Source organism: Desulfosarcina variabilis str. Montpellier (assembly GCF_048565275.1).
Lineage (GTDB): Bacteria > Desulfobacterota > Desulfobacteria > Desulfobacterales > Desulfosarcinaceae > Desulfosarcina > Desulfosarcina variabilis.
In genome coordinates this window covers 4974577-4988886 of the sequence record NZ_CP159846.1, presented here as the reverse complement: position 1 = coordinate 4988886, position 14310 = coordinate 4974577, and the positions used below count along the sequence as shown (strand labels likewise).

The window sequence follows — 14310 nt, the reverse complement described above, 5'->3', positions numbered from 1 at the left end:
GGGCATCTGCGGTGCTGTGAGCTCAGTATGCCGGCTATCGGTTTTGCCAGGACAATTGACCATGGACATGCTCAAGCGAAGATGATACGTCGGCATCCTTAAGTTACCAACCTCTTTTACGATAGGAAAAAACATGCGCGAAGACAAACCCGCCGGATACGTGAAAAGTGAAAATGTAATCTGGTTCGTGGCTCTGGCACTGTTGGTCGGATTCATAAGCGGGGTGGCCTTTGGCGTCTATAAAAGTGGATTGATGCAAGGTCCCAGCGGATCGAGGCCACCGGTGGCTGAAAGCCGAAAAGCGATTGAAGAATTAACGGATTACGTCAGGCAGCATCCAACCGATCAAAACGCATGGATTCAGTTGGGGCATCAATACTTTGATCTGGAACAGGTTGATGATGCCATCGAAGCCTATGAAAAAGCCCTTGCGATCGATCCGGAGAACGCCAATGTATGGACCGATCTGGGTGTGATGTACCGTCGCAACGACAAGCCGGAAAAAGCCGTCGAAGCATTTGATCAGGCCATGCAGATCGACCCCAAACATGAAATTTCACGTTTCAACAAGGGCATCGTGTTGTTCCATGATCTCAGAGACGAAAAGGGCGCACTGGCCGCATGGCAGTCGCTTCTGGCCATCAACCCCGACGCCAAATCACCGGGTGGACAGACGGTCAAACAGCTTGTCGATCATTTCAAAAACAATCACCAGGATAAAAAATGAACAATGCCAAATGCAATCAAACCACCCTGATTAAAAAGGGGCGTGTCTTTGATTTTTATATGGAAAACATAACGTTGCCCCATGGGGTCACCATGGATATGGACGTCATTCGCCATCCCGGTGCAGCGGCCATCGTTCCGGTCATGGACGATGGCCGGGTGCTGCTGCTCAAACAATATCGCCATGCAGTGGGCGGCTTTATATGGGAGATTCCCGCCGGTACCCTCGATGCGGATGAGGATGAAATGACCTGTGCCAAGCGCGAACTTATCGAGGAAACCGGCTACACTGCCCGGGAAATGAAAAAAATGGCTGTCATCACACCACTTCCCGCCTATTCAGACGAACGCATTCACATTTTTTTAGCTACGGATCTGACCCGTGCGACCCAGGATCTGGACGACGACGAGCTTTTATCTGTGCATCCCATTGCCATGCGAACCGCACTGGCCATGATCGCCGATGGTCAGATTGAGGATGCTAAAACCATCGCCAGTCTACACCTGGCGTCAAACTGTCTGGATTGATCCCATAAATCAAAACCACGACTATGCGCTCGCCCCACCGGAGACCACTTGCTTTTGTGTTTGATCGTTGGTGCGTCCCGGCTCAAAGGTAAAGATATAGCGGTTTTTTTCCAGATAGGCCAAGATTGAACGGACACAATCATCAATGGATAAGATATCCGTTCTAAGATGGATTTCAGGTGCTGTCGGTGCTTCGTATGGTGCGCTGATGCCGGTAAAATGGCTGATCATACCTTGCCGTGCTTTTTTGTACATCCCCTTGGGGTCCCTTTGCTCGCAGACCTTGACAGGGCAATCCACAAAAATTTCTATGAACGAATCGTCGCTGCTCAGTTGACGGGCCAGCCGGCGGTCCTGGCGATAGGGTGAAATAAACGCCGTCAGGTTGATCGTTCCACAATCCCGAAAAAGATTGGCGACTTCGGCAATGCGACGGATGTTTTCGGTCCGACCTTCAGGAGAGAACCCAAGATCGCTGTTCAATCCATGCCGGATGTTATCGCCATCCAAGACATAGGTGCGGCATCCGCGGTTAAACAATGCCGTCTCCGTGGCAACGGCCAAGGTTGATTTTCCAGCGGCAGACAGCCCTGTAAACCAAAGGGTGAAGCCACGATGGCCGTTAATCCGTTCACGGTCTATGCGATTCACCATCCCATGATGCCAAACAAGATCGGTTTTGGTCTTTTTTTCCATACCCAGTCCCCTTTTTATGGTTAAGCAACCGCTGACGAAAGGAAACCATTAGCCAAAAAGCATGCCATGATGAATGTGACGGATATTTTTTTATATTGTTGATAAAATTATATATTTGAGGAAATCAGGATGATGAAAAAGGGGTGAAGGAAAACGGAACTGTCCGGGAACTTAACAGTCTGTTAAGTATAGGCAACAGCTGATCAGGCCTGACAGCCTTATCGCAAGGCTGCCGGATTTAACTTATTTCGCGTGTGAGTGAGGCTATGCTAAAATTTGATCGTCAATCCCGTGATCTCGCAACTCAGGGGATACTTTCGCCAATTCGGATTTGATTCCGCAGCCCGGATCATATTCTGCCAGCCAAAACATCCACGGCACTGGTTTCCTTTTTTTACACAAGGTGGGACATCGCCTTTTCTAATCAGCCGGGGGGTAAGGGACTTTTTGGATGGATAGATGTCGTTTTTTGTCATGGTCTTTTTAACTAAAGCATTTATGGTTATCGTTGACTTTCGATTTTAGTGTGCAGGATTCTTGAAGATAAGTCAATACATAGATTATTAACATGTAATGCTTTGTGTGATGGGGAAAACAAGCCTCGCGGCAGGGGCAGGGAAGGTGCGGCGTACAATTGGATAGTCTCTTCCCGTCTACCGCCTAAAAGATGAAAGGCTTTGATTTTATTTAGCTCATTTCTGTGATAAAAATTATATATCATGGATATTTAAAATCTGAACGGCTCTTAAGCCGGCAGCCAGAATTGGCTTTTTAAATCGAAACAGAGTTCCAAAATGAGCAAAAAAAAACTATTGATTATAGAAGATGAATCCTCCGTCGCCAAGCAGCTCAAATGGTCCCTGAACGATATTTATGCCATCACCATTGCCCCGGATGCCAGCAAGGCACGGGGCTTTCTATCTTCCGGCGAATTTGCCGTGGCCACCCTTGATTTGGGGCTTCCCCCATCCCCTGACTCGCCTGAACAGGGGTTGAAATTGCTGCAGGAAGCGCCTGATCTCACCACGGCCACTAAAATCATTGTCATTACCGGGAATGCTGAGCAGGAAATTGCCCTTCAAGCTGTGGCCCTTGGCGCCCATGACTTTTGCTCCAAACCCATCGATGTGGACATGCTCAAAGTCATTTTGGATCGAGCGTTTGCCATGCATGACCTGGAAACCGATAACCGCCGATTGCATGAACAGACCATGGCATGCAGTGGACTGCTGGGCATGATTGGGATATCCGATGTCATGCAGAAGGTTTTCCAGCTGATCCAAAAGATAAGCGGCAAGGACTATCCGGTCTTGATTACCGGTGCCTCGGGCACGGGCAAGGAGGTGGCGGCCAATATCATTCATAAACTCAGTCCCCGTTCGTCAAAGCCGCTGGTCATCATCAACTGCGGCGCCATTCCTGAAAACCTGATTGAAAGCGAATTGTTCGGCCATGAAAAAGGGGCGTTTACCGGAGCGACCGAGCAGAAAAAAGGAAAATTCGAATTGGCCGACGGCGGCACCCTGTTTCTGGATGAAATCGGCGAATTGCCGTTGAATATGCAGGTCAAGCTCCTGCGAGCGCTTCAGGAGGGCACCATCGAACGGATCGGCGGCACCCGTACCATTCACCTGGATGTGCGTATCATCGCCGCCACCAATGCCGATCTCAACGCTGCCGTGGCAGAGAAAAAATTTAGGGAAGATCTCTTTTTTCGGTTGAACGTAGTGCCGGTGGAATTGCCACTTTTGAGCGAGCGACCCGAGGACATCATGGTACTGGCCCACCATTTTCTCACCACCGAAGCCAGGGCTGCTAATCAATCCCGTGTAGCCTTTTCCCTTTCCGCCATGGCCGCGCTGTCCGCCCACCCATGGCCGGGTAATGTCCGTGAACTTCAGAACCGAATCCGGAGGGCATTGACCATATTCGATGGTCAGTCCATAACAGTATCGGATCTGGGATTGAATGATGCAGAACCCGAATCGTCAACCGAATCCCTGCTCACCTTGAAGGAAGCGCGCGATCAGGCTGAACGCCGCTGTGTCCGGCAGGCGCTTTTACACACCGGCAATAATATCAGCCGGGCCGCCAAGTTGTTGGCTATCAGCCGGCCTACCCTGCACGATCTGATCAATAAGCATGGGATTGAGACGGGGTAGGAATTCGGTGTCTGCATTTACCCGTACCATAAACCTATTGGCAACTGGAAAGGGAGACGAGACTGCCACATCGATTTCGGATAGTTTTTGATTTACACGCTTGAATTCGGCCAAACCTATTTCGTGCAAATGCGCATTAACACATCTGAATAACTGTTTTGTACGCGTCCCATAAGCGAAAATAAAAGATCCTCAAGGCAGTCCTTGAGGATCTTTAGAATTGATGACCGAATTTGTATGTGGTTAGGTAATAGTACTACAAGTCATCCTTTTTTTGGAAGCGTTTACGGCTGGCGACGGCTACGCCCAGTAAACCAACACCCATGAGGATTATAGTCCCCGGTTCAGGCACCGGCTCAGCAGCCACAGGTTCGTAGCTGATCGTGAGATCGGAATTGTCGATGTAAAAATCTCCCCAGACTGAGGCCAGCGTTACAGAAAAAGAGCCGTCGGCCAAAGATGAAATGCCAACATTATAGCTGTATGAACCTGTGTCAACGTCACCGATATCCCAATCCCCGCTTTCAGCATAGCCAAAGGCTACCTCATAAGAATCAAGCCATCCGCCATCATCCCTAAGGTCAAGACTCAAGGTCCCCGAAAGAACTGTATCGACCGGAAAATCATAGGTAAAATGATGAGTCCAAGCCACATAATCCCCAATTCCATCTAATCGATTAACATTTCCCCTGCCATAATCATCAAGGTCTCCACTTGGGGTTGTTCCTGTGCTAGTGAACACCGTCGTATCGGTAAATGTAATCATCGTTGCCCATGATGGGCTCCCTAAAAACACAAAAAATGCCAGGCTGAATAAAAAGAGAATAACTTTTTTTAACATTTTTCCTCCAAAAAGATTTGTGTGGTTTAACTGCCACATATTTTATTCAAACACCATGCCAAACATATATATACCTGTATTTTATAATATTTTTTTTATTTTTGATTTCCAATTTAAAGGCATGTAAAAATTACCGACATGCTTATTTTAGTAGAAGCACATTGCTCATGGAATTCTATAGGCCTGAGATAGCCGCCAAAAAGTAAGCGTAAAATTCTCTTAGCCAGAATCAGACTGATCAATTAGGTTGGCCAATTCATTAAATATTGTCGGATTTTTTAACAATATTTGGATAAGCTTGACTAAGATGCTCACCAGGCAGGGAGGCTATCGGGCAAATAGTGACATATTACCAAAACAGCCAGTTTTCCGCATACAGAACATAAATCCCCAACCCGAGATTTGTTGTAGCGTGCGCCAGGACACACCCCCTGAGTGTTTTTTGTTTAAAGACCAGCAGGCCGTAAACAATGCCAGCCATGACCCCCTGAACAACACGAAAATGCTCCAGACCGAAAAGGACAGCAACAACTGAAAAAGAAAACAGACTGAATGTTCCAAGAGGAACCGAGCGAAAATCAGGATTGATGGCATAACGCATGACAAATGACCGCCAGAAAAGTTCTTCCATGATTGGGACGACCAATGAAGCACCGGCAAGCCGGATGGCAATCAGTACGATTACAGCATGTTGCGGCCAGCCAAAGGAATAAGGGTTGAATCCCACGGGTGTGCCGATTTTTGGCAAAACGCCGTCCGGCACAATCCAGAGGACCAGCACCAGAAGCCCTGCCAGGAACGCTGTCAGATAGCCGGTCAAGCCTAACCGGGGTTTCATATCCTGAACGTAGTGACGCCGCCAGAACCAGAGTAATGCACCAACGGCAATGGTTTTCGTGATGTAAATGATGTCCCGGTGTGCCGGAAAATAATTCGCCAGGCTGGTGATCAGTATAAAAATGACAAACGGCATCACGTAAGGGACCCATGGCCGGTCCATCAGGCCTGAGATTCCTATAGTCTGCTCGTTTCCTGGGACTTCAGAAGCCATAGGCTGACGTCCTTTCGCTATTCTATGGGTAACGAAAAAAAAAACGAGACTTACAGAACAACGGCATTCCAGTTCACGCTGTAATGTAGTCATTTCCTTTGTTAACGGATACCGGATCAATTCCGGCATGACGGGTCGAGGTCCTTTTACAGATTCAACTTTTTAGAGTTCTTTTTCCAACGGCAGCAGGAGGACGAACAGCGCCCCACCATCAGGAGAATTCAATGCCTGAATGTCACCTCCCAACGCCTCGACCAACTGCCTGGCCTGCCACAGGCCGATACCGCTACCCGCTGGCTTTCCGGTTTTAAAAGACTCGAACAAAGCATAGGGCAATAAGTCCTCATTGATACCGACACCGTTGTCAGCGATCGATATTTTTATTTTTTCGTTTACCGTTGCCGTCACATTGACAGATGTGGCGCCGGCCTGGTTTGCATTGAGCACCAAATTTTCGATAATACGCTCAATGAATTCAGGATCGGTGTGAACCGCAACACTGTCGAAATATTTTACATTGATTTCTAATTTGCCATTCTTTTTTGTTAATTTTTTACAGATGGAATCAAGCAGGATATATAAATTCGTTGATTTGAAATTTGGGATGGTTTCATTTTTAAGGACGGACAATCTATTTTGCACCTTTACCATACGTTTGAGCGCATCGTCGATGGTCTCCAACATATCCTGCTGGAATTCGGGATTGGCCATGTGGCGGGGTGCATTGGCTCGCACCAGGTCAAGCATGGCTGCTGCATTCTTGATATCGTGGAGGATAAAGGCTGAGAGTTTGATATATGCCGATTGTTCACGTGTTTTGGCCAGTTTTTCAGCATTTCGGACGGCAAGTAATGCAGAGGCCGCGTGGGATCCCAATGCCATCAATAAATCGAAATCATCGTGTCCATAGCGTCCCCCGGTGGTTTCTTCCCCTAATCCGACCAACCCCACAAATTGGCTGCCCAATACCAGCGGAACCAACAAGACAATCCCGTGGGACTGGAAAAAAGATTCCCGTTCGGACAAAATGGTCTGATAAATCGCATCCCCGTGGTCGTCCTGGACATAGAGGTGGGGATTATTTTGCAGATAGCAAATAAGGGAGTCATCGCCGGCCAAAATTGCGTTCGCATCAACAGGCTGTTTTCCGTGGTGAATTAATTTAAAACCATTTTGTGTATCTCCTGACCAGATCAAAATGCGTTGTGTATACAAGCAATCTTTTAATATTTGATGTAAGGCCTCAATCACCCCTTTTTCGGTCAGTTTGTCCTGCAGTAAACTGGAGAAAGCCAACCATTCATCGCGATATTCATATTTGTTCACGTAAAAATTCGTACTGATAAAAAAACGTACCTTTCGGCGAATGCTGCCGGAAAGTGCTAAAACACAGATGACGGTTATTCCCACAATTACAAACGTCCACTTGGCTACGAAAGGAACGGGCCAGTCGAAAAATTTTAATAGCAGGGCCGAGATGCCCACAAATAAAAAATACCCGGCAAACAAAAGCGGTGTAAGCGTGGCATAAACCACCTTCCTGGAAATGAATAACTTGCGGTTGAGCAAGCGGTACTTGACTAGTGCATAAGCAATGAAAGCGACACCCAAAAAGAGTATAACGGCCAACAACAGAACATGTTCGCGGGGCAGTCGAAGGTAAGTCAGTCGATAGGCGCCTGACCATCCCATGATGGCACAAACCAGTAAAATACCAATTGCCAGATATTTGTGGCCCTGTTTCCCCCCAGCGTCCAGCGAGCGCCAAAAGGCCTCGATTTGCCATGCCATCAGTATGGTCGAGACGAGCATCAATAAAGCACTGTAGTAGGACAGACTGGGATTGGAAATGAGCAGTACTTTATCAACAATCGACGCACCGGCGAACAGGGTCAGATGGGTATTTAATGCAGTAACCAGAACCCCTGTCGACAGCAAAAGAAAAAGTAGCTCAATCAGAATGTTCTGCCTTTTTTTATCCTTTCTGACTTGGAAAAACCGATATGCCAACAACATCCAAAATAAGGCAAAGATCGATTCGGCAGCATATAGAAGCGGGATAAAATAGAATTCTTTACCAAAAACAACAACCCAATAGACAGCCGCTAAAGAGATGATGATTACCAGCATCCGAAGTATGCTGAAATAAACCAAGCGTACCGGTTGATCCACCCGGCAATCCACGATTATCGAGAACAGGAGTATGATGGAAAAACCACCAATAATAAAAATCATTTATTCCTCGAAGAGCGATTCATGGCGTTGTGTTTTGACCTAATTTACTATTCATCGCTTTGAGTTTTATAATCGCCCGCAGCTCATCTTTCAGATTTAATTTTGCGCAAAACGCACGGCCACAATCCGGTCGATCTGATCCTGGTCAAACAGGTAACGCGTATTGCAGTGATGGCAGCGAAGCTCCAACGGAAACGGCCCATTGGCCTGGATGTCCTTCAATTCACCAGGCGGTAGCATTTTGAGCACACTGCGAATCTGATCCCGGTTGCAGTGGCAATCAAATTCCACCGGCCGTTGGTCAACGAAACGGGGAGAAAAATCCGCCAGATGGGATTGTACAAAATCTTTTGGGGACGTCTTTTCGGCCAGGGAAACCCCAATGGAGGGTAAACTGACCACCTGCGTTTCGATTTTTTTGATAATCTCTTCTTCGGCGTCTGGCAGGGCCTGGAGAAACAACCCCCCGGCCGCAACCACACGTCCACGCGTATCAAATTTTATGCTTAGACTGAAAGCGGTGGGAATCTGTTCTGATGTCAGGTAGTAGTGGGCCAGATCCTTTGCCAGGCGGCCATGGGCCATCATCACCCGTCCTGTGAAGGGTTGCTTGGCATCTTCCAGCATACGGGTCACGGATAAAAAGCCGGCGCCGAAAAATGGGGCCAGATTGAAATCCTCAAGGGGGTTGTCGATGGGAATGGGCACATTTTTCAAAAAACCGCGCACCGCGCCAGCTGCGTTGGCTTCGACGACCAGACCTTTGATCGGCCCTGTACAATCGACCTGCAGGCGCAAGCGGTCATTGCCCTTAAGACTGGCACTCATCAGGCAGGCCCCAAGGTAGGCGTGCCCCAGGGCGAGTGTTTCCAAGACACCCAGTTCGTGATTCCATCCCATTTGGGCGATCATCCAGCTGCCGTCAAGCATGGCACCGCGAATCGTGTCACCTGCCATCAGAAAGGTGTGCAGACCGTCTTGACGGTTGGTGTCGACGGCGATTTGGCTAGCTTCGGGTCGTTTTTTTTCCATGGAGTTTCAGTTCTTTTTTGGCGGCCTCGATTCGTGACCGGCGTTTTTGGGGATCTTTTATCTTGCTTAGATTGGTAAGCAATCCTGATGCCTGCGTGGGGGATTCCTGCCGGCTGTCCAAGAATAAACGGTACCAGTAGGGAATTTCGTCATTGTAATGGGACAGCAGTTTCATGGCCATTTTGCGCGCCATGCCAAGGGCATCCGCACCGGCAGACGAATCATTGTTTTCATTCATCGCGGCAGGGCCTTCGGGCATCTGTGCCAGGTAACGGTTCAGCTGGGCATCCAGTTTGCGTTTGGTAATATTGTAACTGACGATGGGCTTGATCCACAAGCGGGCAATGATGTAGCCCATTACCCCGGCCACAAAGCTAGCGCCGGCAGCGATGAGCAACGATGAATCCAGAAAAAACATTATCTACCCTTTCAGGCAACGTGTCCAAAGACGGATTTATCAAACAGGCGCTAACGGCTGCGGAACCGTTGATACCCGGCCATGTGGGCCAGCGCTTTTACTGCCTGCTCCGGTGTGTCGTAAAAGACCGATTTGAACCGATTCCCGCCTGCCTTTCGAACGGTAACGTCCTGGCTGTCGTTGAAAAGGCTGACCCCCACAATCGGCTTGGCGTAGGTTTCCATCAGTTGCACAATCTGATCAACATATTTGTTTTCCCAGTCTGTCAACGTGTCCACGGCCTGGTCAAGTGACGCACGTGTATAGGCAGGGTCTGCCTGGGCAACCATTGCTGCCATGCGGCCCAGAAAAATCCTGCGTCCCATGATGCCAAGCATAATCACCGCATCGCACCCATCCCACTCGAGCAGAATTTTCATAACCGTCATGGGCAGTGACGGGTCCCTTTCGCCCACCAGATCAATGGGATTGGCGCGGCTCCAATAGGGGGGTAACACCGTATCAATGCGGCGGATCAGGTCCTTGTCAAGCGCGGGGATATCAAGGCCGTGCTGACTGCACAAATCAGCGGTGACCACCCCCCATCCCCCGCCCAGGGTCATAATTGCCACGCGATTGCCTTTGGGAAGGGGCAGGGAAGAAAAGGCAGCAGACAGATCCAGTAATTCCATGGGCTGGTCGACCTTGATAATTCCAGCCTGCTGGCAGACCGCATCAAACAGCCGCACATCCGAGGCCATGGCCCCCGTGTGACTGGCCGCCGCCTGGTTGCCGGCCTTTGTCTGACCGCCCTTGAGCAGAACAATCGGTTTTTTTCGGCTCACCCGCCGGGCGCTTTCGAAAAAGCGACGCCCCTGTTTGACGCTTTCCACGTACAACATCACCGTTTGTGTCAATTCATCGACTTCAAACCCTTCCAGATAATCCTCGATGGTGATCATGGCTTCATTGCCGGAACCGGAAAAGGCCCGGATGCCGATTCCCTGCTGTTCGGCAAATGCCAGCAGCTGGACCCCCATGTTGCCGGATTGGGCGACGACAGCCGTTGGACCGGCCATGGGACGTACCGGCGCGCCTGTACAGAAAAAATCGATGTGCGGATTGCAGATGCCCATGGTGTTGGGCCCCAGGATATGGATGCCGGCAGCTTGTGCCGTCTCAGCCAGCTTACGTTCCAGCGCTTTGCCCTCGGGACCGGTTTCCGCGAATCCCGATGTGATCATCACAACCTTTTCGATGCCCTTGGCCTTGAGCTGTGGAATCAGGTCCAGCACCGCTGCCGCCGGTATGGTCACCACGGCCAGATCCACCGGGCCGGGGATGTCTGCCACCGTCCGGAAAGAAGGCTTGCCGGCGATTATCTCCCCTTTGGGATTGACCGCATAGACCTTGCCCTGGAACCCTCCGCTGAGGGTATTGCAGATCAAAGTATGGCCCCATTTGCCCATTTCTGAAGAAGCGCCGACAAACGCCACGGAGCGCGGATAGAACAGCCTGTGAATGTCGCGCGGCTCGACCCGTGACGGGTCGGCATCAATACCATCCGGGCTGGCCAGGGTGATCAGTGCATCCACCGCCACAAGCTTTCCGGTCGCTGTGGCGATCAGTGGATTGATATCAATCTCGGTAATCTCGGGAACATCAACGGCAAGGGCGGAAAGCCCCATCAGTGTTTGCAAAAGGGCTTGCCGATCCACCGCCGTCTCGCCGCGAAAAGCATTCAGCAAGGGGCGGGCCTTTATGGATGAAATCATATCCAGTGCATCCTGCTCGGATAAGGGGGCCAGCCGAAAAACAACATCGGCAAGGGCCTCGGTGAAGATCCCGCCCAGCCCGAAAAGAATCGCCGGGCCAAATTGGGGGTCACGAAAGAGTCCGGCCACGAATTCCCGGTGGCCGCTGATTTGCGGCTGAACGAGAATCGCCATATCAGAATCATTTTTCAGAATCTGTTGCGCTGCCCGGGTAACCGCACCGTCATCGGCTAAATTCAGGTGAACCAGACCGGCCTCGGTTTTATGCAGGACGGTTTGGCTAACTCCCTTCAAAACGACCGGGTACCCCATGGCGGTTGCGGCCTGAACGGCATCTTCGGGTGTTGCCACCGTAGTTTCGGTTACGACGGGCACCCCGTACTGTTGCAATATTGGCTTTGATTCCGCTTCCGACAAGGCGGTTCTACCCGAGTCAAGAACCTTTCTTACAAATTGACTTACATCCACGTAGGCGTCTCCTCATTGAACTTTTATCCGTTAAGAAATAGACCATTTCTGGATGAACACTGACTAAAAACAGATCTTTGTTTACTTGAGGGGCATCAGGGCGGTCAAGTCATACTTAACGGATTCGTTAAAAGCCCGATATCGGCGTTACGCTTCATCCCTCGTCACTGCGGAGTACTCTATGTACGCTGCCTTCGGCACCCGCGATAGCGGTATTCCTCGGGATTCGCAAGCCTTGATCTCGGGCTTTTTACGAATCTGTCTGAAATGCGGCATTTTTCCCGTTTATTGTATTTGCGTCTGGCTGACAGCGAATATTTTGTTTGATTCGATGCCGGGTGCTGCTTTACGACCATTTATAAGTGTGGTATTAAAATCATTTTTTATTGCGATTTGTTAATCTTTGGTAATGGTAACTGGTAATTGTAAAAAGATGGTCGGCTGAATGACACGCGTGGGGTTGGGATACGATATTCATCGGTTGGTTGCGGGCCGGAAACTGATTCTGGGCGGGATCGAGATCCCCTTCGAAAAAGGGCTTTTGGGACATTCAGATGCCGATGTGCTGCTGCATGCGGCGTGTGATGCCCTTTTGGGGGCCGCGGGCATGGGGGACATCGGTGAACACTTCCCGGATACCGATCCCCAGTACAAAGACGCCTGTAGCATCGATCTGCTTAACACCACTTACCGCCTTGTCAGGCAGCGCGGGCTGAGTCTGGTCAACCTGGATGCAACGGTGTTCGCCCAGGCGCCGAAATTATCCCCTTTCAAAACGCAAATGGCCATGCGCATGGCCGACTGCCTGGGCGTGGATCACAGCCGCATCAACATCAAAGCCACCACAACCGAAGGCCTGGGAAACATTGGCCAGGGGGCGGGAATCGCCGCCATGTGCGTGGTCCTTTTGGACAATCCATAACGCCGTCAACCGGCAATTAATACGCTAGTGAGATTGGGTAACCATGGCAATACGTATCTACAACACACTGACAAAATCCAAGCAACCTTTTGACCCCGTCGTTCCTGGAAAAGTTCAGATCTATGTTTGCGGGCCCACGGTTTACGACTCCTGCCATGTGGGGCATGCCCGCTCGGTGGTCGTCTTTGATGTTGTCGTGCGATACCTGCGGGCCATGGGCTATCAGGTGACCTACGTACGCAATTTTACGGACGTGGATGACAAAATCATCAAGCGAGCTGCTGAGGTCGGCATGCCCGCCCTTGAACTGGCCGAAAAATTTATCGACGAGTTCCACCGCGACATGGACGCACTCAACGTCATGCGCGCCGACCATGAACCGCGGGTGACCGAACATATCGATGACATTATTGCCATTGTACAAACACTGATTGATAAAAATGCCGCTTATGTGGGCGATGGAGACGTTTTCTTTGCCGTGGACGCATTTGCCGATTATGGAAAACTTTCTGGCCGCAAGCTCGAAGACATGATTGCCGGCAGTCGCATCGAGATCAACACCAGCAAGCGCAACCCCTATGATTTCGTGCTCTGGAAAGCCGCCAAGCCCGGTGAACCGTCATGGGAGAGTCCATGGGGGCAGGGGCGTCCCGGATGGCATATCGAATGCTCAGCCATGAGTCGGCGGCTGCTGGGGGAAACCTTTGACATCCACGGCGGTGGCAAGGATTTGATTTTTCCTCACCATGAAAACGAAATCGCCCAATCCGAGGCGGCCCACGGCAAACCCTTTGCGCGGTACTGGATGCATAACGGCTTTGTGAATATCAACAATGAAAAAATGTCCAAATCATTGAATAATTTTTTAATGATCAAAGACATCCTCAAGGCCTATCATCCTGAAACCGTGCGGCTGTTTTTACTTTCCAATCACTATCGCAGCCCCATTGACTTTGCCGATCAGCACCTGAAAGAAACCGAAAAGGCCTTGGACAAAATCTACGGTGTGATCAAGCGCCTGGATGAGGAAGCCTCCATTGTGGCCAATACCGACACCCCGTCCAATACCAGTTACTGGCAGGATTTTTGTAAGTCCATGGATGATGATTTCAACACGGCCAAGGGGATCGGCATTCTTTTCAACCTTATAAAAGAAACCAATCGTCTACTGGATGAAGACAGTGGTGAAAACGCCGACACTGCCTTGGCGGATTTGGCCGCCGATCTTTTGCGCATCGGCAATATACTGGGAATCATGCAGCAGTCCTGGCGCGATTTTTTCGATCAGCGGACGCAAAATCAGATGCAGGATATGACCATCTCGCCTGAGACCATCGACTCATTGGTGGCCGAACGGACAGCGGCCCGGAAGAACAAGGATTGGAAGCGGGCGGACGAGATTCGCGATCAATTGCAGGACGCCGGCATCGTTCTGGAAGACAAGGCCGATGGCACCCATTGGAAAGTCGCCACCTGA

General features: G+C 50.1%; 12 protein-coding genes. 5 read left to right on the top strand and 7 right to left on the bottom strand.

Going from position 1 to position 14310, the window contains the following annotated elements; translation table 11 throughout:
• Positions 1–133 precede the first annotated feature (133 nt).
• Positions 134–727, top strand: a complete 594-nt coding sequence (locus Dvar_RS22470) for a tetratricopeptide repeat protein (RefSeq protein WP_419655364.1) — start codon at positions 134–136, stop codon at positions 725–727.
• Positions 724–1254 (top strand): NUDIX domain-containing protein, encoded by a 531-nt coding sequence (locus Dvar_RS22465; RefSeq protein WP_419655363.1) that lies wholly within the window; start codon positions 724–726, stop codon positions 1252–1254. Before Dvar_RS22470 ends, Dvar_RS22465 begins: the two co-directional genes overlap by 4 nt.
• A gap of 21 nt (positions 1255–1275) precedes the next feature.
• Here the strand turns inward: Dvar_RS22465 and cysC are convergent, their stop codons facing one another.
• Complete coding sequence (gene cysC / locus Dvar_RS22460) at positions 1276–1950, bottom strand: adenylyl-sulfate kinase (RefSeq protein ID WP_419655362.1); 675 nt, start codon at positions 1948–1950, stop codon at positions 1276–1278.
• Between the two features lie 794 nt (positions 1951–2744).
• On the opposite strand from cysC, the gene prsR reads away from it, so the two are divergent.
• Positions 2745–4112 (top strand): PEP-CTERM-box response regulator transcription factor, encoded by a 1368-nt coding sequence (prsR, locus tag Dvar_RS22455; protein WP_419655361.1) that lies wholly within the window; start codon positions 2745–2747, stop codon positions 4110–4112.
• A gap of 256 nt (positions 4113–4368) precedes the next feature.
• On the opposite strand, the gene Dvar_RS22450 is transcribed toward prsR, so the two are convergent.
• The 6 genes from Dvar_RS22450 to Dvar_RS22425 form a co-directional block, all read right to left on the bottom strand.
• Complete coding sequence (locus Dvar_RS22450; RefSeq protein WP_419655360.1) at positions 4369–4953, bottom strand: PEP-CTERM sorting domain-containing protein; 585 nt, start codon at positions 4951–4953, stop codon at positions 4369–4371.
• A gap of 349 nt (positions 4954–5302) precedes the next feature.
• Positions 5303–6004, bottom strand: a complete 702-nt coding sequence (locus Dvar_RS22445) for a CAAX prenyl protease-related protein (protein ID WP_419655359.1) — start codon at positions 6002–6004, stop codon at positions 5303–5305.
• 162 nt (positions 6005–6166) lie between these two features.
• Complete coding sequence (gene prsK, locus Dvar_RS22440; protein WP_419655358.1) at positions 6167–8239, bottom strand: XrtA/PEP-CTERM system histidine kinase PrsK; 2073 nt, start codon at positions 8237–8239, stop codon at positions 6167–6169.
• Between the two features lie 96 nt (positions 8240–8335).
• Positions 8336–9271, bottom strand: coding sequence for an Hsp33 family molecular chaperone HslO (locus tag Dvar_RS22435; protein WP_419655357.1), 936 nt, complete (start codon positions 9269–9271; stop codon positions 8336–8338).
• Positions 9246–9689, bottom strand: a complete 444-nt coding sequence (locus Dvar_RS22430) for a hypothetical protein (protein WP_419655356.1) — start codon at positions 9687–9689, stop codon at positions 9246–9248. The genes Dvar_RS22435 and Dvar_RS22430 overlap by 26 nt, the downstream gene beginning before the upstream one ends.
• Before the next feature lie 50 nt (positions 9690–9739).
• Positions 9740–11911: an acetate--CoA ligase family protein gene (locus tag Dvar_RS22425; protein WP_419655355.1), complete on the bottom strand. Its 2172-nt coding sequence runs from the start codon at positions 11909–11911 to the stop codon at positions 9740–9742.
• 445 nt (positions 11912–12356) lie between these two features.
• Between Dvar_RS22425 and ispF the strand changes: the two genes are divergently transcribed.
• Together ispF and cysS are read left to right on the top strand one after the other, a co-directional pair.
• A complete protein-coding gene (gene ispF / locus Dvar_RS22420) occupies positions 12357–12833 on the top strand; it encodes a 2-C-methyl-D-erythritol 2,4-cyclodiphosphate synthase (protein WP_419655354.1) in 477 nt (158 codons plus the stop codon).
• Positions 12834–12876: 43 nt separating this feature from the next.
• On the top strand, positions 12877–14310 hold the full coding sequence (gene cysS / locus Dvar_RS22415; protein WP_419655353.1) for a cysteine--tRNA ligase: 1434 nt from the start codon (positions 12877–12879) through the stop codon (positions 14308–14310).

Coding starts and splice junctions, on each gene's coding strand:
- prsK (WP_419655358.1), bottom strand. CDS start 8,239: ATGATTTTTATTATTGGTGGTTTTTCCATCATACTCCTGTTCTCGATA.
- cysC (WP_419655362.1), bottom strand. CDS start 1,950: ATGGAAAAAAAGACCAAAACCGATCTTGTTTGGCATCATGGGATGGTG.
- Dvar_RS22445 (WP_419655359.1), bottom strand. CDS start 6,004: ATGGCTTCTGAAGTCCCAGGAAACGAGCAGACTATAGGAATCTCAGGC.
- Dvar_RS22470 (WP_419655364.1), top strand. CDS start 134: ATGCGCGAAGACAAACCCGCCGGATACGTGAAAAGTGAAAATGTAATC.
- cysS (WP_419655353.1), top strand. CDS start 12,877: ATGGCAATACGTATCTACAACACACTGACAAAATCCAAGCAACCTTTT.
- Dvar_RS22465 (WP_419655363.1), top strand. CDS start 724: ATGAACAATGCCAAATGCAATCAAACCACCCTGATTAAAAAGGGGCGT.
- Dvar_RS22435 (WP_419655357.1), bottom strand. CDS start 9,271: ATGGAAAAAAAACGACCCGAAGCTAGCCAAATCGCCGTCGACACCAAC.
- ispF (WP_419655354.1), top strand. CDS start 12,357: ATGACACGCGTGGGGTTGGGATACGATATTCATCGGTTGGTTGCGGGC.
- Dvar_RS22450 (WP_419655360.1), bottom strand. CDS start 4,953: ATGTTAAAAAAAGTTATTCTCTTTTTATTCAGCCTGGCATTTTTTGTG.
- Dvar_RS22430 (WP_419655356.1), bottom strand. CDS start 9,689: ATGTTTTTTCTGGATTCATCGTTGCTCATCGCTGCCGGCGCTAGCTTT.
- prsR (WP_419655361.1), top strand. CDS start 2,745: ATGAGCAAAAAAAAACTATTGATTATAGAAGATGAATCCTCCGTCGCC.